General features: G+C 58.4%; 17 protein-coding genes and 2 pseudogenes. 14 read left to right on the top strand and 5 right to left on the bottom strand.

Annotated features, from left to right (window positions below; translation table 11 throughout):
• Positions 1 to 3: 3 nt before the first annotated feature.
• From EPD82_RS12335 to EPD82_RS02230, 3 genes and pseudogenes are all read right to left on the bottom strand, one after another.
• A pseudogene (locus EPD82_RS12335) lies at positions 4 to 135 on the bottom strand (helix-turn-helix transcriptional regulator); the annotation flags it as partial.
• 702 nt (positions 136 to 837) lie between these two features.
• Complete coding sequence (locus EPD82_RS02235; protein ID WP_141054958.1) at positions 838 to 2,544, bottom strand: ATP-dependent helicase; 1,707 nt, start codon at positions 2,542 to 2,544, stop codon at positions 838 to 840.
• Between the two features lie 3 nt (positions 2,545 to 2,547).
• Positions 2,548 to 3,159 (bottom strand): AcaB family transcriptional regulator, encoded by a 612-nt coding sequence (locus EPD82_RS02230; protein ID WP_170210769.1) that lies wholly within the window; start codon positions 3,157 to 3,159, stop codon positions 2,548 to 2,550.
• A gap of 345 nt (positions 3,160 to 3,504) precedes the next feature.
• On the opposite strand from EPD82_RS02230, the gene EPD82_RS02225 reads away from it, so the two are divergent.
• The 6 genes from EPD82_RS02225 to EPD82_RS11870 all read left to right on the top strand — a co-directional run bounded on the left by EPD82_RS02225 (position 3,505) and on the right by EPD82_RS11870 (position 10,185).
• The gene (locus EPD82_RS02225) at positions 3,505 to 3,852 is read left to right on the top strand and encodes a hypothetical protein (protein WP_141054952.1); all 348 of its coding nucleotides are present in this window, start codon (positions 3,505 to 3,507) and stop codon (positions 3,850 to 3,852) included.
• An 856-nt stretch (positions 3,853 to 4,708) separates the two neighbouring features.
• Positions 4,709 to 5,545, top strand: a complete 837-nt coding sequence (locus EPD82_RS02220) for a PD-(D/E)XK nuclease-like domain-containing protein (RefSeq protein WP_170210768.1) — start codon at positions 4,709 to 4,711, stop codon at positions 5,543 to 5,545.
• A gap of 151 nt (positions 5,546 to 5,696) precedes the next feature.
• Positions 5,697 to 6,740: a recombinase RecT gene (locus EPD82_RS02215; RefSeq protein WP_170210767.1), complete on the top strand. Its 1,044-nt coding sequence runs from the start codon at positions 5,697 to 5,699 to the stop codon at positions 6,738 to 6,740.
• 236 nt (positions 6,741 to 6,976) lie between these two features.
• Positions 6,977 to 7,633 carry a hypothetical protein gene (locus EPD82_RS02210; RefSeq protein ID WP_141054943.1) on the top strand — a complete coding sequence of 219 codons (657 nt, stop codon included), beginning with the start codon at positions 6,977 to 6,979 and terminating at the stop codon, positions 7,631 to 7,633.
• A gap of 368 nt (positions 7,634 to 8,001) precedes the next feature.
• On the top strand, positions 8,002 to 9,075 hold the full coding sequence (locus tag EPD82_RS02205; protein ID WP_206202149.1) for a DUF7146 domain-containing protein: 1,074 nt from the start codon (positions 8,002 to 8,004) through the stop codon (positions 9,073 to 9,075).
• Between the two features lie 768 nt (positions 9,076 to 9,843).
• A complete protein-coding gene (locus tag EPD82_RS11870; protein ID WP_170210766.1) occupies positions 9,844 to 10,185 on the top strand; it encodes a type II toxin-antitoxin system PemK/MazF family toxin in 342 nt (113 codons plus the stop codon).
• Here the strand turns inward: EPD82_RS11870 and EPD82_RS02195 are convergent.
• Entirely contained in the window at positions 10,182 to 10,628 is a 447-nt protein-coding gene (locus EPD82_RS02195; protein ID WP_055424276.1) for a hypothetical protein, read from the bottom strand. The two genes, EPD82_RS11870 and EPD82_RS02195, sit on opposite strands and share 4 nt — an antisense overlap.
• A gap of 209 nt (positions 10,629 to 10,837) precedes the next feature.
• Between EPD82_RS02195 and EPD82_RS02190 the strand changes: the two are divergent.
• Positions 10,838 to 11,742 (top strand): annotated as a pseudogene (locus EPD82_RS02190) (ribonucleoside-diphosphate reductase, adenosylcobalamin-dependent); the annotation flags it as partial.
• Positions 11,743 to 12,009: 267 nt separating this feature from the next.
• A complete protein-coding gene (locus EPD82_RS02185) occupies positions 12,010 to 13,944 on the top strand; it encodes a hypothetical protein (protein ID WP_141054934.1) in 1,935 nt (644 codons plus the stop codon).
• A gap of 364 nt (positions 13,945 to 14,308) precedes the next feature.
• On the opposite strand, the gene EPD82_RS02180 is transcribed toward EPD82_RS02185, so the two are convergent.
• Entirely contained in the window at positions 14,309 to 14,662 is a 354-nt protein-coding gene (locus EPD82_RS02180) for an acyl-CoA dehydrogenase N-terminal domain-containing protein (protein ID WP_141054931.1), read from the bottom strand.
• Between the two features lie 102 nt (positions 14,663 to 14,764).
• Between EPD82_RS02180 and EPD82_RS02175 the strand changes: the two genes are divergently transcribed.
• The 6 genes from EPD82_RS02175 to EPD82_RS02150 all read left to right on the top strand — a co-directional run bounded on the left by EPD82_RS02175 (position 14,765) and on the right by EPD82_RS02150 (position 18,968).
• Positions 14,765 to 15,613: an ArdC-like ssDNA-binding domain-containing protein gene (locus EPD82_RS02175; RefSeq protein ID WP_141054929.1), complete on the top strand. Its 849-nt coding sequence runs from the start codon at positions 14,765 to 14,767 to the stop codon at positions 15,611 to 15,613.
• Positions 15,606 to 16,070: a hypothetical protein gene (locus EPD82_RS02170; RefSeq protein ID WP_141054926.1), complete on the top strand. Its 465-nt coding sequence runs from the start codon at positions 15,606 to 15,608 to the stop codon at positions 16,068 to 16,070. Before EPD82_RS02175 ends, EPD82_RS02170 begins: the two co-directional genes overlap by 8 nt.
• Positions 16,067 to 16,735, top strand: a complete 669-nt coding sequence (locus EPD82_RS02165; RefSeq protein WP_141054923.1) for a hypothetical protein — start codon at positions 16,067 to 16,069, stop codon at positions 16,733 to 16,735. Before EPD82_RS02170 ends, EPD82_RS02165 begins: the two co-directional genes overlap by 4 nt.
• 286 nt (positions 16,736 to 17,021) lie before the next feature.
• Positions 17,022 to 17,618, top strand: coding sequence for a JAB domain-containing protein (locus EPD82_RS02160; RefSeq protein ID WP_141054920.1), 597 nt, complete (start codon positions 17,022 to 17,024; stop codon positions 17,616 to 17,618).
• A 238-nt stretch (positions 17,619 to 17,856) separates the two neighbouring features.
• Positions 17,857 to 18,435: a hypothetical protein gene (locus tag EPD82_RS02155; protein WP_141054918.1), complete on the top strand. Its 579-nt coding sequence runs from the start codon at positions 17,857 to 17,859 to the stop codon at positions 18,433 to 18,435.
• 143 nt (positions 18,436 to 18,578) lie between these two features.
• Positions 18,579 to 18,968: a hypothetical protein gene (locus EPD82_RS02150; RefSeq protein WP_141054915.1), complete on the top strand. Its 390-nt coding sequence runs from the start codon at positions 18,579 to 18,581 to the stop codon at positions 18,966 to 18,968.
• Positions 18,969 to 19,058: the final 90 nt, after the last annotated feature.

Genomic DNA, 19,058 nt, shown 5'->3' with positions numbered 1-19,058 from the left:
TCGTCTCGGGAATTCGCCGCGCTTTTCAAGCTCGTAAATCGTCCGATCCGATAGCGGAACGATCTGTAGAAGCTGCTTGCGGTTGATGAGAACGCGGCCAGGAATCTTGAGTTCGTCTTCTTGGATGATGCGCATATCGGCTGCTCTCAAAAACGTACGCAAAAGTGCGCACTGGTTTTCTTCCTGCCCCGAGCCGTCTCGATGACCGTGCTCGTGCCTGACAGGCGTGACTTTCCCGACTACTCCAGGAACCCCTCCTGAAGCAGCGTCGCCGTTACCGGACGGACTCGCCACGGGTAGGGCAGTTGCGGTTGCCAGCCGTTGAATTTTCCATTAACAGCATCATTAGTTTGCGCGGGAAACCCCGGCCTTTAGGCCGGGGAGGGAGAGCGCGGCGTGCAGGGCACGCCCCTTTTCCCGCTTCCTCCTTTCGTCAAGTCGCTCTCTTGATCCACGAATATCCCTACTTGTTTACGTTCGTCCCTTACGGGACCAGTGACGGGTCCATCAGGACCGCTCCCCTCGACCGTGTGCGATGGCAGCTTCGGCGGTTTCCCGCCGGGAGAGGGACCGTTTCGTGGCGCTCCCTTGCCGTGTCTGCATCCCTCTCTTCCAGAGCTGCGGACTGAGGAAGCATCTGCGGGTGGGTCTTCGCACTTCCATCACACGTCGCGCGATTGCTCGCGCATGGTCTGGTCAACCGAGCTTGGGGCACAAGCTTCGCCCTTTAGGGCGGGGAGGATTGACGGACTAATTTGCACTTTTTGTAGTTTGCGACCAATTTACCAAATGGCAATGCCGTTCTTCCGGGTCAAAAGCGCACACTTTTGAATCATTTCAAGAAAGCCCCGCCTCATCCAGAAAGCGCGATGCAAGACCTTCCTCGATGGCGCTGCTCAGGATGAGCCGATGTCGGGCTCGGGTCATGCCAACATAGAGAAGGCGTCTTTCATCCTCCTCTGTCGAATCCGTGTGGGGCAGGTTGCCTTCCTCGCAACCCATGATCCAGACATTGTCGAATTCGAGGCCCTTCGAGGCGTGCAATGTCATGATCTGCACGGCGGGCTTGCGGCGATTCTGACTTGACCGTCCCAGGATTAAAAGTCGCTTGGCAAGCGATCCGGGCATCCTGACAAGGGATTCCTCCAGCTTTCTCAGCAGGTTCGCCTGGTTTGGCGTGCAATAATCGGACAGGAAAGCGGCGACGCCATGAATGACGAGCGTCGCCCGCCCCTTCGCCGCTTGTTCGCGCCATGAGGTAAGCCCCATGCGCAGGCGCAGGAGCGTCTTCCGACTACCATCGTCGTCTGGAGCTTGTTCGATCGCGGATTCCAGGCGAGCAATGCAACCTCCGAACGAACGACGCGAATGCTCATTGACCCATTCGGCATGGATGCCGCAAAAAGAAAGTGCGTTCGCCAGCCCAGTCCAAGAATCATCCACGACGGAACGCAGCAGGCCGGAAAATACGCTTCCGATCGAATGTTCCCAAACGCTCTTGCCGCCGGTGCGGACGCATGGCCTATCGATGCCGGACAAAGCCAGTTCCGCGGTGTCGAGAATCAGATTGGTTCGGGCAAGGATTGCCCATTCGTCGTCCTGAGCGCCTTTCTCGATGGTTTCGACGATCTGATCGACTTCGGCCCAGCGGTCGGGAGCGCGGATCACCCTGATCTCGCCTACATCTTCGCGGTGGGCGGTGATCTTTTTGGCGGCCCGGTTGCGGTTGTGGGCGATCAGTTTGGCGGCATGAGCAAGGATGTTCGGTGCGCACCGGTAGTTGACCGGCAGGGTGGTCACGGTCGCTGACAACTCGGTTGAGATCTTCTGCAACCCGGCGTATCCCAACGCGTGGCGAAAAGCGTACAAGCTTTGATCGTCGTCGCCAACCAGCGTGATATCGGCTCCGGCGCGCCCATGCAGCAGAATCCACTCCACCTGCACTTCGTCCATATCCTGCGCCTCGTCCACCAGCAGCCAGCGGATCGGGAGCGGTGGCATGCCGCCGCTTGCCATTCGGTGCACAGAGAGCAGTAACAGATCGGCGAAATCCATGGCCCCCTCGGACTCCATGACTTCCTGGTAGCCGTTGAATACGGATTCGAGGGAAGGATCGGAGAACGGAACGGGAGTGAGTCTGGCCTTGCGCGCATCGATAGCTTGTACGACATTTTCGAATGCGATGTTCGGTGCATGCTGTTGCCAGCAACGCCACAAAACGGCCAGGCGCTCGCCTTCAGACAGCAAGCGCGGAGGTTTCCCTCCGCTAAACCGCTTGATCTGCGCAAGCGCCAGAGAGTGAAAGGTGCCAACGGCCAGGCGCCGCGCATGGTCCTGACCGCAGGCAGCAAGAATCCGGGATCGAAGCTCTTCCGCAGCATCGCGGGTAAATGTCACTGCGCAGAGCCGTCCCTTATCGTGATTGGCAAGCAGCCGTGCCGCACGTACCGAAAGAACCCGAGTTTTGCCGGAACCGGGACAGGCGAGAATCGTGCAATGACCAGATGCCGCGACGGCGCGTTCTTGATAGGGGTTGAGTTCCATCAACTATGTGGTGTTCGCGGTCGGCGTCTCGATAGTTTCCGCTTTCGTCGCGACTTCGGCGGTTTCATCGACGGATATGCCTTTCTTGCGTGCAGCCACCATGGCCCGCGCGGAAATCGACCGGGCGGATCCGGCCAGGCGAAGCAGACGGCGCTTCCATCCGAAGATGCTGCGGGAGTAGTCGCCATCAGGGATGACGCCGGATAACCAGAGAGTATCGAACTTGGCTACCATGCCATCGAACTCACGGATGAGACCGACGTAGCGTACGGCACGTGGGGACGAAATCTTCGCTTCGACTTCCTTTGGGTTGGAATATTCGATGCCGTTGAACTCGATCCCGTTCGCTTCCGCAAGCTTCTCGAGGCGGGCGACTTCGCCGCGTATATCCTCGAACATCTTGTTCATCCGCTCATCGACGATGCCCTCTACTTCGCGGGCCTGTTCGTCGGAGCCGACGATTCTCAAGACGACCGACAGGGAGAAGATTGCGTTCGCGTACTGTTCATACCCTCGGTCAAATACCTGTTGCGCATGGAACGAGTGGAGCCTGACCTTCTGGGTGAAGTAAGGATGACTCTTGGATTTGTCTTGCGATGACGTCGGCGCTGCCATAGAACCCCCCGAAGATACCCGCGGCTTCTGTCGCGGAGGACTCGATAAAGGACCACAGACACTCATCCTAGAAAACAGTGTCGCTGAAACCGAGTCGAAAAGCACACCAAAACGTCCTGTTTGGCATCGTGACGGCGCTTGACATTCCCAATTCGGTCGCTAGAATTTATCTAACCATTCGAAGTGCGTGACGCCTTCGAATGTTCACCCTCCTAGCTGGGGAGGCGAAATAAACAGCAATCAGTACGCCGACCGTGCCATGCGCGGCGGCGTGTTTCAACCCCTCGGGGGCATTCACTGCCCTCGCGGGCCGTGGTGCCTCCGCTTCAACCTCAAGGAGGTACCATGGAAAAGTTTTTGCTCATTATGGCCCTGTTTGGGTCTGCGCAGATCGCGCTTCGCGGCTTGGTCAAAGCGGGGAAGCTGGTATTCGCGCTTGCGATGCCGAAACCCGCGCATCCCGGCACTGTCCGCGCGCCGGATGTGAGGCCGATGGCCGTCCGTAAGGATGGCGAGGAAGATTGGTCGAGGTACGAAATCCCGACGTTCATCCGGCGTGGCATGCCGATGCCACAGTTGGAACCGATCCCGGCGAAAACGACCAAGTCCCGCAAGCGTCGCAGCAAGGCGAAAGCCGAAGTCTCCGTGACGCCGGCAACATCCAATACCGCGGCTTTCGAGGTCGTGGCGTAACTTCCCAGGAACTGGCAAAGGAAAATCGTTCATGGACGGGGTACCCCGGTCGGCAAGCGTTAGCTGTTTGCCATGAACTAAGGTTCGAGCCAGGTTCCACCCATTTCATCAACCCTGCGGGGGTATCACGTGCTCCCGCAAGGGGCGTGGTGCCTCCGCTTCAACCTCAAGGAGGCACTATGGAGATCGCAATTATTGCGATGTGCATCTTTGCCGGGCTGATCATCAGCCGCCCGATCGTCCGGGCGCTGGGGCTCCGGTAAAAAAACAAGCCTGCGGAAACCCCCGCAGGCCGGAAGCTTTTCGTGCAGAGAGACTTCCGGCCTGCAGGGGTTGCCACAGAGCGTATCAAAACAGGCAATACCTGCAGGATGCCAATCCTAGTTTTCAATGCCAATCGATTGCGCGATGATGCTGCGTTAACAAGCAGGGAGAATGCCATATGAATCCTATGTTAACCCACTTGTTCCGTTCGATCCCGTTTCGCATGGCCTGCGAACTCCACCAGCGTCTTCAGTCCGGGTGCACGGCACCGGAAACGCGAAAGATGTTGCGACAGGCATTGCGGATGGCCGGGGGCGTTCGCAAAGTGGCTTAATGTTTCGCCGGGCTTTTTAGTCTGGCGTAGATTGAAGCCCCGCGCTTCGGCGCGGGGCTTTCCCAAATGCATCGTGAGGTGCGTTTCGGAAAGCGGAATTGTTCTCTCTGGCTATGCCAAAGAGACATGAAGGTAGCTGGCCTTCTCAAACAAACAGCATCAAAGCGCCGAGCGGGCAACCGCATCGGCATCCATCAACCCCATGCCGGGGACCTCTCCCCGGCTGGGGAGAAGGTGCCCCCGGCGAAAGGAGGCACTATGAAAATTGAAAAAATCGGTCTGCTGTCCATGCCCGCAGATCAATACCATTCCCACTCTGCGGTTGGTCACTCGGCGCTGGTGCGCATCATGCGTTCGCCAGCCCATTACCGGGAATACGTGACCAACCCGCCCGAGCCGACCCCGGCCATGGTTCTCGGGACAGCGTTCCATGCGGCGCTGCTTGAGCCTGATCGGTTCAGCCAATCCTTTGTGGTGGCGCCGAAGTTTGATCGGCGCACCAAGGAAGGTAAGGCGGCAGCAGAGGCCTGGGAGGCGGGAAACGCGGGGAAGACCGCGCTGACCGCCGAGCAGATGGTGGCTATCCAGCAGATGGTCACCAGCGTGATCTCTCACGCTGGAGCGGCCAAGCTGCTGTCCAATGGCCTGGCCGAGATGTCTGGCTTATGGAGTGACCACGAGACGGGCATCGAATGCAAGTGTCGCCCGGACTTCCTGGCCATAACCGGCGAAACAATCACTGGCATCGTCGATGTGAAAACCACTAGCGACGCTAGTGCGGATGGCTTCGCACGTGCCATCGCTACGCTCGGCTACGACACCCAGGCGGCGTTCTACCAGGATGGGCTCAAAGCCCTGACCGGCAGGACAATTCCTTTCTACTTCATCGCCGTCGAGAAGGAAGCGCCCTATGCAGTCGCGGCCTACAAGGCGAGCGACGAGATGATCGAGGTCGGCCGGGCCAAGTATCGCGCAGCTCTTCAGCTTCTGAAGTGGTGCCGCGAGAACGAAAGTTGGCCTGGCTACCAGCCTGGCGGGGAGATCGAGACGATCAACCTACCGCGCTGGGCAGCCAACTTTGATCTCGGCGAGTGAGCGTGGGACGGTAGTGCCCCGATGAACTTCGATCGGGGCGACGGCAGCAAGTAGCAGTCAATTTTTTTAACCGGCGGGAAACGCCATGTCTCCCGTCGGGGGCCATGGTGTGACCGCCTTTTCTTTGTTAGTTAAAAGAAGGAGATCTACCATGGCACTCCAAACTCTCAAAAATATCAATCGTAACAATCAGGTAGAAGTCAAAAGTTTTCCGGCGATGCTGGAAAAATTCAAGGGGGAAATAGCTCGGGCATTGCCCAAGCATATCAACCCCGACCGGATGGCGCGGATCGCCTTGACGGCATTCCGCATGACGCCGAAGTTGGCCGAATGCGACCCCCGGTCGATCTTCGCAGCGGTTATCCAGGCTTCGCAATTAGGCCTGGAGGTCGGACTGATGGGTGAGGCGCACCTGGTCCCCTTCGGAGATCAGTGCCAACTCATCCCAGGCTACACCGGGTTGATGAAGCTCGCTAGACAGAGCGGGCTCGTGCAGGACATCTACGCGCACGAGGTTCGCGTGAACGACAAGTTCACGCTCAGGCTCGGGATGGAGCGCCGTTTAGAGCACGAGCCGCTCACAGGGCCCGGCGGCTTCCCTGCTTCCGATGAGGAGCGGGGTGAGGTTGTCGGGTTTTACGCTGTTGCTGTGTTCAAGGATGGCTCCCGTACCTTCGTGGCGATGAGCCGCAAGGAAGTCGAGAAGATCCGTGACAACAGCAAAGGCTACCAGGCAGCCAAGCGGTACAAGAAGGAATCCGTTTGGGATTCCGACTTCGTGGCAATGGGGCTAAAGACGGTGATCCGGCGGCTGTGCAAGTTCCTGCCGAAATCCCCGGAGCTGGCAACGGCTTTGGCGATGGATGCGGCTTCAGAGCAAGGAAAAGCGCAGAACTTGAATCTGGACGATGTCATCGAGGGTAACTACACCCCGGTGATAATCGACGATGATCAAGTTCCTGAAGAGAAGGAGCAGCGTGAAAGCCCCCCAGGTCAAGGGAACGAGGGCACGGCCTTCGTTGCCGAGCCAAATGCCAAGCTCGCGACAGCGATCAAGGCTATGGAAAAGGCCCCATCGAAAGAAGCTTTGGACGAAATTTACATCCGTCTTGAGGCCGACTTCGAGGGAACCGATCTGGAGGTGCTGATGCGCGAATATCGTCGCATCAAGGCCAACATCGGTAGCCTGATCTAAGCAATACCCCCGCGCTTCGGTGCGGGGTTTTCCGGAGCGCATTCTTCGGAGTGCGCCGCGGAAAACCAGATTTCTCGTTCTGGCGTAAGCCAGGAGAAAAGAAGGTAGCTGGCCTTCGAAAAAAAGCAGCATTGAGGCGGCAGACGGGCGACCGGCTGTCATTCAGAAACCCCGCCGGGGACGCCAATGTCCCCAGCAGGGGATCGGCGCCTCCGGCAGACTCTCTTGGAGGCGCAATGAACATCACAGTAAATCCTCAGCAGGAGCTTTTCATTGTTTCTGCGGATCGATGGGTTTCGACGATGGGGTTCGACTATGTCTTCAGACAGCTGAAGCAGCTGGTCGCAATCCTCAACCTCCCGATCACGGTCCGTGAGGACGAGAAGGGGACAGTTAGGCAATACGCTGATTATCAGCGTGCGCTAGATGAGGCCAGGAAGGCAAATCTCAGCGTCACTTGGTTTCACCCCGACACGCCAATCGAAGTGCGCCGCATTCTTGAGCGATATCGCAAGAGCGGCAAACCGCTCCGTCTCTTCTACGGAGATAAGGAGACAGGCCGCGATTGGCTGGAGGAGAGCGATGTAGTGGGCACGGTTGCCCGCTCATGCGGCGTCCTCAAAGTGCCGATTCTCCTTGCGAAAGGCGAATCATGGGGCGTCAGCATCCTCGATCACTGCATCGTCAAACTGGTGGATGTGGAGTCCCGGAAGGAATTGTGGGCTCATCCGAAGTACCAGCCACCAGCGATGGAGATCGTCGCCGAACGGCAAGGCAGATACACGCATGCCGTCTATGTCGATGGTGTTATCCACGCGCGCTTCACCAGCTATGCCAAAGCAGCCCAGTGGGTTGCGTTCATGGCGGGTGAGTGCATGGAAGCGCCGCAGTAACGCAGTAATCTCCACTCGATAACCCGGCGGGAACGCCATGCTCCCGCCGGGGGCATGGTGCGACCGCCTTTTTCTTATTCTGAAAGGAGAATCACCATGCTGAACAAAGTGCAACTGATCGGCTTCGCGAGACCCGCGAAATACTGATGCGCGAACGTGCATCCAGTGATCGCTTGCAGCGAGCATTGGACGAGGCGTTCAACTCAGGGTCGGGTCCATACATTCCTTGATCAAGACCAACCCCAGCCGGGGAGCTTCTCCCTGGCTGGGGGGCTCCTCGTGCTGGTTTCTTTCAACCCCGTCGCGGGGCATCCAAGAGTGCCTTGCAGGGGTACTCCTGGATGTCTCGCGACAGAAAGGAGGAAACCATGAAAGCCGAGGAAGTAAAACATTTGGCGCAATGGCGTTGGGAAGAAATCATTAGGGCGCTTGCGCCCCATCTGACACCAGCGCTGGAACGCAAAGGTCGTCATGTTCCATGCCCGGTGCATGGTGGCAGGGACGGCTACCGTGTATTCAAAGACGTCGAGGAAACCGGCGGGAGCGTCTGCAACACCTGCGGCGTTTTCCCCGACGGGTTTGCCACGCTCATGTGGGCAAACGGTTGGAATTTTTCAACCGCCCTCAGGGCGGTAGCCGAGTACCTGCATGCGGGCAGTGTAAAACCTGTAACCAGGATTGCGCAACAGGAGCGTGCGGACCGCAAGGACGACGAGAAGTTGCGTTTCTCGCTTAATCGGGTATGGAGGGAGTCGATCTCGATCTCGGATCGCGACGCCGAGCCGGCCAGGCTCTATCTGGCCCGGCGCGGAATATCGATCCTACCGCCCGAATCTCTCCGGTTTCATCCGTCGCTGGCGTACTACGACGGCGACAAGAAGATCGGGGAATATCCAGCCATCATCGCCATGGTGTCTGGAGCTCAAGGCAATCCGGTAACGATTCACCGGACGTACCTGACGCAGGATGGCAAGAAGGCGCCTGTCGATTCGCCCAAAAAGCTGATGAGCTATCCGAAGGATCGAAAGATCATCGGTGGAGCGATTCGGCTGGTCGATCCGGGTCCGGTACTCGCAATCGCCGAAGGGCTGGAAACGGCCCTCGCGGTCATGGAAGGAACGGGACTTCCGGTGTGGAGTGCGGTCAACGCACTCCTGCTGGAGAACTTCGTTCCCCCAGCCGGAGTGAACCGGGTTATAGTCTTCGCCGACAAGGATCGACCGACAGAACAGCACCCAAAAGGACATGGACAGGAAGCTGCGAAGCGACTGGTCCAACGCCTATGGAAGGCTGGGGTCAAGGCAAGCGCCATCGTCCCGGCAGGGGAGATTCCGCCAGGCCATAAGTCTCTGGACTGGCTTAATATCCTCAACCGAGACGGACGTGACGGCTTCCCTGCCGTCCAATCCATCGATGCGCATCTGATGCGCCGCATTGCTTGAGGGGATGATGCCATGTATGGGATTGTCCACTTCAGCCGGATCGACACCGAACCAGGGGCAGCCTCGGCGTTCGCGCCGCCTTTGGGCTTCGATGGCGACTATCGCGAATACATACGGGAACGTTGGAAGCTGGATCCCGGTGTCCGCCAGCATGTGGCAGTCGTAGGAAGGATGCTCGTCAGGGAGGAACAGGTCGTGTTTTGCGGACGTTTTGCCGAAGAGGCAAGGCGAATCGCGGAATCGATCTGGTAGCAACAACAGCAGGACCCCGCCGTAAGGCGGGGCTTTTCGGAGCGCATCGAACGGTACGCTGCGAAAAGCCGGGTTTCTTCCTGTCGGAATATTCCGATGGGTGGATGGTCCTAGCTGGGGACCTGAAACAAACAGCACTGTGCGACGTGATGTCGCGTAAGTGATTGTTCTGCAAGGGATAATCACACTTAGAGCCCACACGGGACGAAGATGCCCGTATGGGCATCCAAACCCAAGGCTTAGGTGCGCCTTGACAGAACCGACCGTTCAAGGTGGTAAGTGAACTGCCGGCTCCTGTCAAAAGGAGCTTTGCAGAGGCTTGAGCCGTATGCGGGGAAACTCGCACGTACGGTTCTTAGGGGGCGGGGCGGCAGTAATGCCGTCCTGCTACCCGGCGAGCGTGGCATGGCGGTAGCAATACAATCATGCCGTAAATCACAACCCTCGCGGGGAGCCCTTTCCCGTGAGGGGCGTCTCCGCGACCGACGCCGGACGGCTTCCGGTTTGGAGACGATCGTGAAAGAAGGCGATATTATTTTGGCCCCGTTTCGTTTTTCCGAAACGGAGGAAAGAAAGCTGCGGCCATGTCTTGTTCTTAAAGTGGCTGCTGTATGGCTCGAAATAGCGTTCATTTCGAGCCAAAAGGTGGCGAAGGCCTTCGCCACCGAGGTCGTCATCGGGGAGGACGAAGCAAAACTGGTCGGACTAAAAAAGACCAGCAGGATTGACTTCGCCAAGAGGGACAAAATCCCCATCTGCGAGGTCAAGAGGCAGGTCGGGAATATCCGCAGCCTCCCCAAGAGGCGGCTGCGGGAGTGCTACGAAGCCGCGAAAGCCGCCGGGCTTCTCGATGACTAGTCGAGGAAGTTGTCGGCGGCAGCCTCGGGCGAGGTTTCCTTGAGGAACCGCGCCTTGAGGCGGCGTTTCTCGTCCGGATCGGATGCGGCCCGAATCGCGGCCTGCTGTTCTTTGCTGAGGAAGCGAAACAGCAGGTCGTTTTCGAGGCTGTCGTCGTCATCGTGCGGGAGAGGCACCCTATTTGAGACCCGCTCCCGCACCCGGTCGAGAAAAGCAGGGTCGGTATGGAGGTATGTAATTCCTCCGACCTTGACGCCGTTGCGCTTGAACTCAAGCGCTTCGAGCATCTCTTCGTCTGCGGCGAGACGCTCCCAGGCCTGGTTGATCGCGTAGGCAGCCGCTTTGTTCTGGGACACCCCGAGAAATTCGGCGATGTCCTTGAGGCGCTGATGCGTGGTCTCGAAGCGTGAGACGGTATTGCTAAATCGGACGATGAGGTTCATAACGATCTCCTAGAGTAGTATCACATTGATACTATACAGGAGGATTTTGAAACAATCAACCCCAGCCGGGGAGATGCCCCGGTCGGGGCTCTCCTTTGCGCTGGGTGTTTGTTCAACGCCCCTCGACAGGGCCTTCCATAGCGCCTGGTCGCGGGCGTTACGGCAGGCCCTGTCAGGGGTAACTGTCAACCAGCACGAAGGAGAAAGCAATGAAGATGAAAAATCTGAGACTTGGCGCCCAACCGGCGCTGCAAAGCGTCTCTTACGAGACGCTTATGACCAAATACGGTCGAGGCGAACGCTCGCCAGAAGAAATCCTGGATCGCGTGGCGCGCGGGCTTGCCTGCAACGAATCGGACCAGGAGAAGTGGGGCGTCATCTTCCGGAATGCGCTGGAGTATGTCATCCTGGGCGGTCGAATCAACGCGACCGCCGGGGTTGAAGGCGTGAACACGACGATGGTGAACTGCTTCGTGCAACCCATCGCTGATTCCGTCTTCGATCCGGTGGATGGTGTGCCGGGCATCATGGAGGCGGCGCGCCAAGCGGCGCAGACGATGCGACTGGGTGGTGGGGTCGGATACGACTTCAGCCCCATCCGGCCGAAAGGGGCATGGATCAAAAAAACCAAGTCCCTTGCGTCCGGGCCGATCTCGTACATGGAGATTTTCAACTCCATGTGCTCGACGGTGATCTCCGCAGGCAGCCGGCGCGGCGCTCAGATGGGCATCCTGCGCTGCGATCACCCGGACATCGAGGACTTCATCGTGTGCAAGCGCGTCGATGATCCGAACATGCCGTGGGATCGCCGCCCGTTCAGGAACTTCAACCTGTCGGTCGGGGTCACGGATGCGCTGATGAAAGCTGTCGAAGCCGATGGCGAGTTCGAGCTGGTCCATGTGGCCGAGCCAGGACCCGACATCAAGGCGCGAGGGGCTTACCGGCGCGAGGACGGGAAGTGGGTGTACCGCAAGGTGCGCGCCCGCGACCTGTACGACAAGATCATCCGCGCGACCTACGAGCGCGCGGAGCCTGGGGTGGTGTTCCTGGATCGGATCAACCGGGACAACAACCTCCGGTATATCGAGACCATTGCGGCGACCAATCCGTATGCATGCGGCCTGCCGGCGGAATCCGGCATGGAAAAACCCGCTCTGATCGACTCGGAAGCCCAGGCGTGGGCGACGAGGGGCAAGCAGGCGAATGCCGTGCAGCCCGAACGACTGAGCGAGCGGGCGTCCACCTTGGACGGTGCAACAGTCTGAACTCCCGTATGACGCGACAGGAGAAGCGGGAGAGGAAACCTGAAGCGGTTTCCCGCCAGCCCGACGGCTGGTCGGTAGGCGAAGGCCGAAAGTAACAGAATGGTGGGGAGCAGCCTCTGCCTCCCTATGGTTGCTGCGATCTGGGGCACGTGAATCTGACCAAGCTCGTGCGTGAGCCTTTCACGCCGAAGGCCTGGTTCGATTTCGACAAGCTCGAAGAAGTGGTTCCGGTACTCGTCCGCATGCTGGACAACGTGCTCGATCTCACGCCTTGGCCGCTGCCGGAGCAGAAGCGCGAGGCGCAAGCCAAGCGCCGCATCGGTATCGGCATCACCGGTCTCGGTGACGCGCTCATCATGCTGGGCCTGAAATACAGCTCGGCGGAGGGGCGTGAGTTCGCGAGGCAAGTCATGGAGCGGATACGCGACGTGGCTTACCTGGCGTCGGTGGAGCTGGCGAAAGAACGCGGGGCATTCTCCCTGTTCGACGCCGAGAAGTACCTGGAGGAGGGCACGTTTGCGAGCCGCCTGCCTGCGGACATCATGCAGGAGATATGGAAGCACGGCATCCGCAACAGCCACCTTCTGAGCTTGGCTCCAACCGGCACGGGGTCGCTGACCTTCGGCAACAACTGCTCAAGCGGTTGCGAGCCGGTCTTCGATTTCGTTCAGAAACGTTTCATTCTGCAACCGGATGGAACGCGCCAGGAGGTGGAGCTGGTGGACTATGCCTACCTCGTCTATCGCGAGATGGGCGGGGACACCGGCAACCTGCCGGAATACTTCGAGTCGGTGGCGACCCTGAAAGCGGATGACCATATCAGGATGCTGGAGGTCCTGGCGCCGTATGTCGATGCGGCGATCTCGAAGACGGTCAACGTGCCCGTTGACTACCCATTCGAGGATTTCAAGGACCTCTATCGACGGGCGTGGGAATCCGGTCTGAAGGGTCTGACCACCTATCGGCCGAACGATGAGATCGGCGCCGTGCTGATTTCGTCGTCGGATGCCAGGAAACAGACGGAAGACCTGGACGAGTCTGATCCTGATCGGCGTCTCAAGCTCGCAGTAGTGCCGGAAACGGTGCTCAAGAGCATGCGCTGGTTGGATCGCCCGCACATGGTGGACGGCAACCCGTCCCACACCTACATGGTGGAGTCGCCGGAAGGCGATTTCGCCGTGCAGATCGGACACTTCGTCAATGGCGACGTGCACCCGTTCGAGGTATGGGTCAATGGTTCCGAATGCCCGCGCGGGCTTGGGGCCATCGCGAAGACGCTTTCGGCTGACATGCGGTCTTATGATCGCGGCTGGCTGAAGCTCAAGCTCGAAGCCTTGCAGAAATGCAGGGGCGAGCCATTCGAAATGCCCATGCCCCCGGACGGAAAAACCAAAACCATGCCAGGCGCGGTTGCCGCGCTGACGTGGCTGGTTGCCTATCATTGCGCCAAGATTGGATGGTTCGACAAAGAGGGTGACAACACCCTCACGTCGGCCATGATGTTCCGCAAGGAACCCAAGACGGGCACGGGCGGCACGCTGTCCTGGACGGTGGATGTCAAGAACCCGGCAACGGGGGATGACTTCGTGCTGTTCGTCAAGGAACTGGAGATGCCTGATGGCACCCGCCGGCCGTACTCGGTCTGGCTTGCCGGAGAGTATCCCAAGACCTTGGACGGCCTATGCAAGCTGCTGTCCATCGACATGCGTATCGTCGATCCGGCGTGGATCGGGATGAAGCTGCGGAAACTGCTGAGCTACAATGAACCTCAAGGGGATTTCCTCGCCAAGGTTCCGGGAAGCGAGAAGCAGCAAAACTTCCCGTCCACGGTCTCGTACATTGCGAGGCTGCTGCTGCATCGGTATGCGCAACTCGGCATCCTCGACGAGGAAGGCCGGGTGAGCGGAAGTGTGGAACCGGCATTCGCCGGCGAAGCGCCGAAGTACGGTGTGGCAGGCCGCGAGTGCCCTGAGTGCGGCGTCAAGGCCGTGATCAAGTACAACGGCTGCGACAAATGCACGAACTGCGGGTACACCGGCTCGTGCGGGTAATCCGTGTTCCCCCTGCGCCGCGAGGCGCGGGGGATTTTCAAAGAGGCGCGATGCGCGTCTTTGAAAATCCTCTGGGTTCCGTAATGGACGCAGGGATAAGCGGTAGCTGGCCGCGCTCAATGAGCGAAACAGCACTCAAGCAGGCGCTCGGAGAACTGGGCGCCATCCATCAACCCCGCCGGGGACGCTCGTTCCCGGTGAGGGGACGCATGCGCCCAGGCGATTCATCGAAAGGAGAATCAAATGGGCATCTTATTCGACATGGCCGCCTTTTACAGGCGGCTTGAGCAGGCATCGGACCGTGAGCTTCTTGCTCGTCGTGATGATGCGCTCAACATGGAAGCTCGTCTGAGTGACGAGGAACTCAAACGGGACTTGCGTCGCTTGGTGCGAATGATCGAGGAAGAGTTGGTAGCTCGGAAGTTTCGAGTCTGAAATTCTTGCGTCGTCCTCTTGCCAGAATATCGGAAGCGTTACCGCTTCCTTCCATGACGGCAAGCACGGCGGCGGCCTCATAACTGGTTTTGGCTTTATGCCTGATTCGCATCAGGCCCAAGTCAAACGCTTCTGATCGCGACAGCTTGAAAAGCTCGCAGAGCCGATCAAACTCGTCGTGATCGAAAACCCACGGCTGGTTGAACAGGAGATATTTTTTGCGCTCCAGTTCTTCCTTGCCGCCATTGATGACCGTGAAGGGTGGTTTGCGTGACTCGTTCATGCGGCCAGTATAGCACGGTTGTTTTTCAAACCCCAGGCGGGGACACCCTCTGTCCCCCCCTAGGGGCATGGTGTCTCCGCCTTTTGTTTCAAGGAGACCACCATGCCACAACAAAAGCGTGAACGCCCAGATTGGGGGGAGCTGTTTCAGTCCATCCTTATCGAACCTGGGAAGCTCCGTGAGTATTACAACCTCTTCCATCGTTACAGTCTGGGGAACCAGGCTTTGGCGATGTTTGAGATGACGCTGCGGGGTATTCCCATCGGACCCATCTCTAGCTTCAACGGCTGGAAGAAGTTAGGACGAAAGGTTAAGAAGGGCGAAAAAGCCATCGCCCTTTGGATGCCGATTGTAAAAAAAGAGCTCATCCGAAAGGATGATGGCACAGAAGAAGAAGCAACCAAGCTGTTCTTTGTCATGAAGAACAACTGGTTCGCCCTTGCACAGACCGAGCCGACCGATCCGGAAAACCCCGGCACCGTGTCTACTCCGGAAACCCCGGAGTGGGATCGGAGGATGGCCCTGGAAAACCTTGGAATCACCGAAGTGCCGTTCGACCATGTCGACGGCAATTGCCAAGGTCTTGCTCGGCCAAACAAAGGCGAGATTGCCATCAACCCGCTGGCGGCGCTGCCGTGGAAGACCACCTTCCACGAACTGGCGCACTGCTTGCTGCACAGCAAGCAGGCAGAGTCTGCTTTCATCGACGATGGCGTCGTCGACACCGCCATTGAGGAAGCGGAGGCGGAGTCCGTGGCTTTCCTCTGCTGCGCAACCCTGGGATTGCCCGGTCTCGAAGAAGCCCGAGGCTACGTCCAGGCATGGCTGGGCTCGTCGGCAAAAGCCGAAGAGTTCGCCAAGAAGAGCGCGGCCAGGGTGTTCTCTGCGGCGGACAAGATCCTCAAGGCCGGCACCAATGCCTCGAAAGAGGGGGAGGTGGGCAATGAGTGATCGCATCAAACTTGTCCCCAGTGGCCGTTTTATCACGGACCAAGAAGGAAGAAAGGTCTGTGAGATGATGTGGCCGGGAAGTCCTTCCGAGCAGGAAGAAATCAAGCGGCGCATCGTTGCTGCTTACAATGCCTGTCGGTGGGATCATCAACCTGAGGCGCGGAACGTAAATTCGGTATGGTTCATCGATGACAACGTTCCGGGTGCAAACTTAGGCTACCGTGCCATCATCGACGAAGACGGGTATGTCGTGTGCAGCCCGTCCCCGATGGGTGAGGCCAATGCGCGTCTCATCGCCGCGGCGCCGGATCTGCTCGAGGCGTTACAAGACTGCATTGAGCAAATCGCTCAAATGCAGCCGCTCTTCGACGACGAGGACGGCGCAATCAGAGCCGCCTTGGATAAAGCACAAAGGGCTGTTGACAAGGCGACGGTGGGCTCTGAAAGGGGGCAATGATGGACGGCATCAGGGTTCAAGCTGAGCGCTGGGAGGCGTTGGCCGCTGCCAACTCCTGCCATCTTGCGATCGGACACAAGGGAAACAAACCAGTTCCTGTCCGGGTGGCCGAATACGGCGGATTCCTTTACACGGTCTTTGCAACCATTACGGGACCGTACGGAGGTGCCGTGCCACCGCATGTCGAAGCGTACAGGCTCGTTCCGCCGTCGCTGTACGCCGGGGAAACGACTCTGGTGTACCATGACGAGAAAGCGATCCAATCCGGTCGCCGCAAACGTGGCGACAAGACGGGATTGATCGTGGCGGTAAATGGCAAGACGATGGTATGCGCGCAGGTGGTCCGTTTCGTCTTGGATCTGCCTGGCACGCGCCCGCTACCGCTTGCCGAAGCGAAGGACTACGATGCACGCCACCGTAGGTCTGGTTGGCGAGCGTTGTGGTTTGCGGGCAAAGAGCCGAAGTGGTTCTCGCTGCGCGGTCACCCGGTGGCCGTGTATTGCGACCACAAAACCCTTGGCAACGATCACGCCGTCCTGCTGTGGAAAAGCAATGGGCAGATCCGTGAGCTTCCCATAGCCAAAGACGTAATCTTGTCACCATTAGAGGAGCTAACCGCATACCCTGGTGTCCCAACGCCTGGGGCACAGTTGGCGCTCTTCTGATTTGTGCTTGGGAGTGGCTGCCCGCAAGGGAGCCGCTCCCGGCATGTTTCCCGCGACACAAGACCGAGATTTCTTGGTATGCTTTGCTGAACGCATTTAGGTGTGCTGAGCAAAGCGGAATTCCTGTCGCTGGCTACGCCAACGGCTTGATCCTCCTAGCTGGGGAGGCAAAACAAACAGCACTCAAAGGCGATCAGATCGTCCCTGATCGCATTTATCAACCCCGTCGGGGCATCACGTCCCGGCGAGGGAGGTGGTGCCCCTTTTTTTTGTTCAAGGAGGTACCATGAATCAAATAATGTCTAACACCGACCTACTGGCGACGCTGGTGGGTCGGGAAACAGCCAAACTGCTTGCGGCCAAGCCGCTGGCGGAGCTATTCGGTTTTACCAGGCCTCGCCAGCCGCAATTGTGCGAGAGCGTGGCACCCTACACAGTTCATCCTGCCCTGGCTGCGGCGAAGGAGCTTTTTGTCCGCTGCATCCAGGAACGGATGCAGGAAGAAGACCTGTGCTTCTCCTCGCCGGAAACAACCAAGACGTTTCTGTGCTCGAAGATCGGGCACCTGGAACATGAGTCGTTCTGGTGCTTGTGGCTCGATTCACAAAACCGGCTCATCGAAGCGGGCGAGCTTTTTCGCGGCACGGTCAATCAAGCCAGCGTCTATCCGCGCGAGGTGGTCAAGAAGGCCCTTGCCGTCAACGCAGCGGCAGTGATCTTCGCTCACAACCACCCATCTGGATCGCTGGAACCATCGAGAGCCGATGAGGTGATGACGAACACTCTCAAGTCTGCTCTTGCTTTGGTGGATGTCAGAGTGCTGGATCATTTCGTTGTCGCTGGAACTCAGGCTACCTCATTCGCGGCAACAGGGAGGCTGTGATGGTCCATGTCGAAAACCTCGGCCGGTACCTCTGGGCGAAAGGCACCAAAGCTCATTGCATGCGACTCGGTAAAGAGCTTGAGCGCACGCAAGGGCTGAAATCTTGGACAGTTGCCCCATTGGATGCCGACAAAGGCATCTGGGGTCTGTTCGTTTAACCCCGCCAACTGGCGGATTCCCCAACCGGGGCCATCACCCCGGTTGGGGTGGTGGCTCCATTACCTTTTGGAGGAACCACATGAAATACGGCAACGACGGCAGCCAAAATTGGGTTGCCGATGCCTTGCTGCGGGCAGAAAACAAAAGGATCGTCAATCACATGATCCACGATGCAGGGCTTCCCTGGCGAGTCATTCCAGATGGGATGTGGCTCGATGGGGATACCCTGCGGCCAACCCACAACGAGGAAACCGGTGAACCCCTGGTGGCGCCGTATCGCGGACGACACATCGTCGATGGCTCCGGTCGCCCGATCGCCGAGTTCATCCATGATGAGTGGGACGCTCGCCGCATCGTGGCCTGTGTCAATGCCTGCAAGGGCATCCCGACGGAGGCTCTCGAGTGCCAGGCGAAGAAGGACATCACGGCCAAGCTGATCGAGCGCAACCAGGCGCTTGTGAAGGCGCTGGAAGACCTCGTTAGTCTTGCCGAAGCGGAGATGCGTGAGGCGGGTGAATTTGACATCGACGCAGAACTGGCAGATGCCAGAAAACTGCTCGAAGATGTCAAAGGAGACTTGGCAGGATTGCGTGCGCTATATCGATTTTGGCGGCAGTCCCTTGCCTCTGCCGGATCGCCTTACCAAGACAGGCGGTAATAGCCTGCATTATGGAGATCCGCCCAATATAGGCTGCTGTGCGGTCGGCCCCATCGAGGCTGGGATGAAGATGATGGAGCCGCACTTGCCATCGGAAAAGCTCGCCCAGTTGAAAAGCTTGATCTTCGATGGGGAGGTTTTCGATGATTTCCCTGATGGAAGCAAAGTCAACAGGGCTTGATGATGCCGTGAAAAAGCTCCTTTCCGGCTGGACGATTCGCTCTCTTGAGCAGCCGTTCTATCGGGGAGGGGCCAGCTACCGTCACGCCATCGTCTCGGACAGCGATGCTCGTGTCGTCTCGGATCTTGTCTGGAGGCATCTTTCCAGATGGATTGAGATCAACGGGCAGCGAGCAATCGTGAAACGCACCAATGGAAGTTATTTGGTGCGCGGGAAGTCCGGCATGACCGCCGGACATCTGTGGAGATCCGGCAATTGCTGGGTTTTACAGATGACCGAAACTCAGCCTGAGACCTTCGGCTCCCTCAAGGCTGCGCAGGTCGCAGCACTTGAGGCTTCTTTGAGGTATTGAGACTGAATTATCAACACCCCGCGCCTTGAGCGCGGGGCTTTCCGGAGCCGATGCCTTGCGTCGGTTGCGGAAAGCAGGATTCTTCCTCTC

Source organism: Tepidiphilus succinatimandens (assembly GCF_006503695.1).
Lineage (GTDB): Bacteria > Pseudomonadota > Gammaproteobacteria > Burkholderiales > Rhodocyclaceae > Tepidiphilus > Tepidiphilus succinatimandens.
Note: the sequence above shows the minus strand (reverse complement) of the source record. Positions and strands in the feature narration are given on the sequence as shown.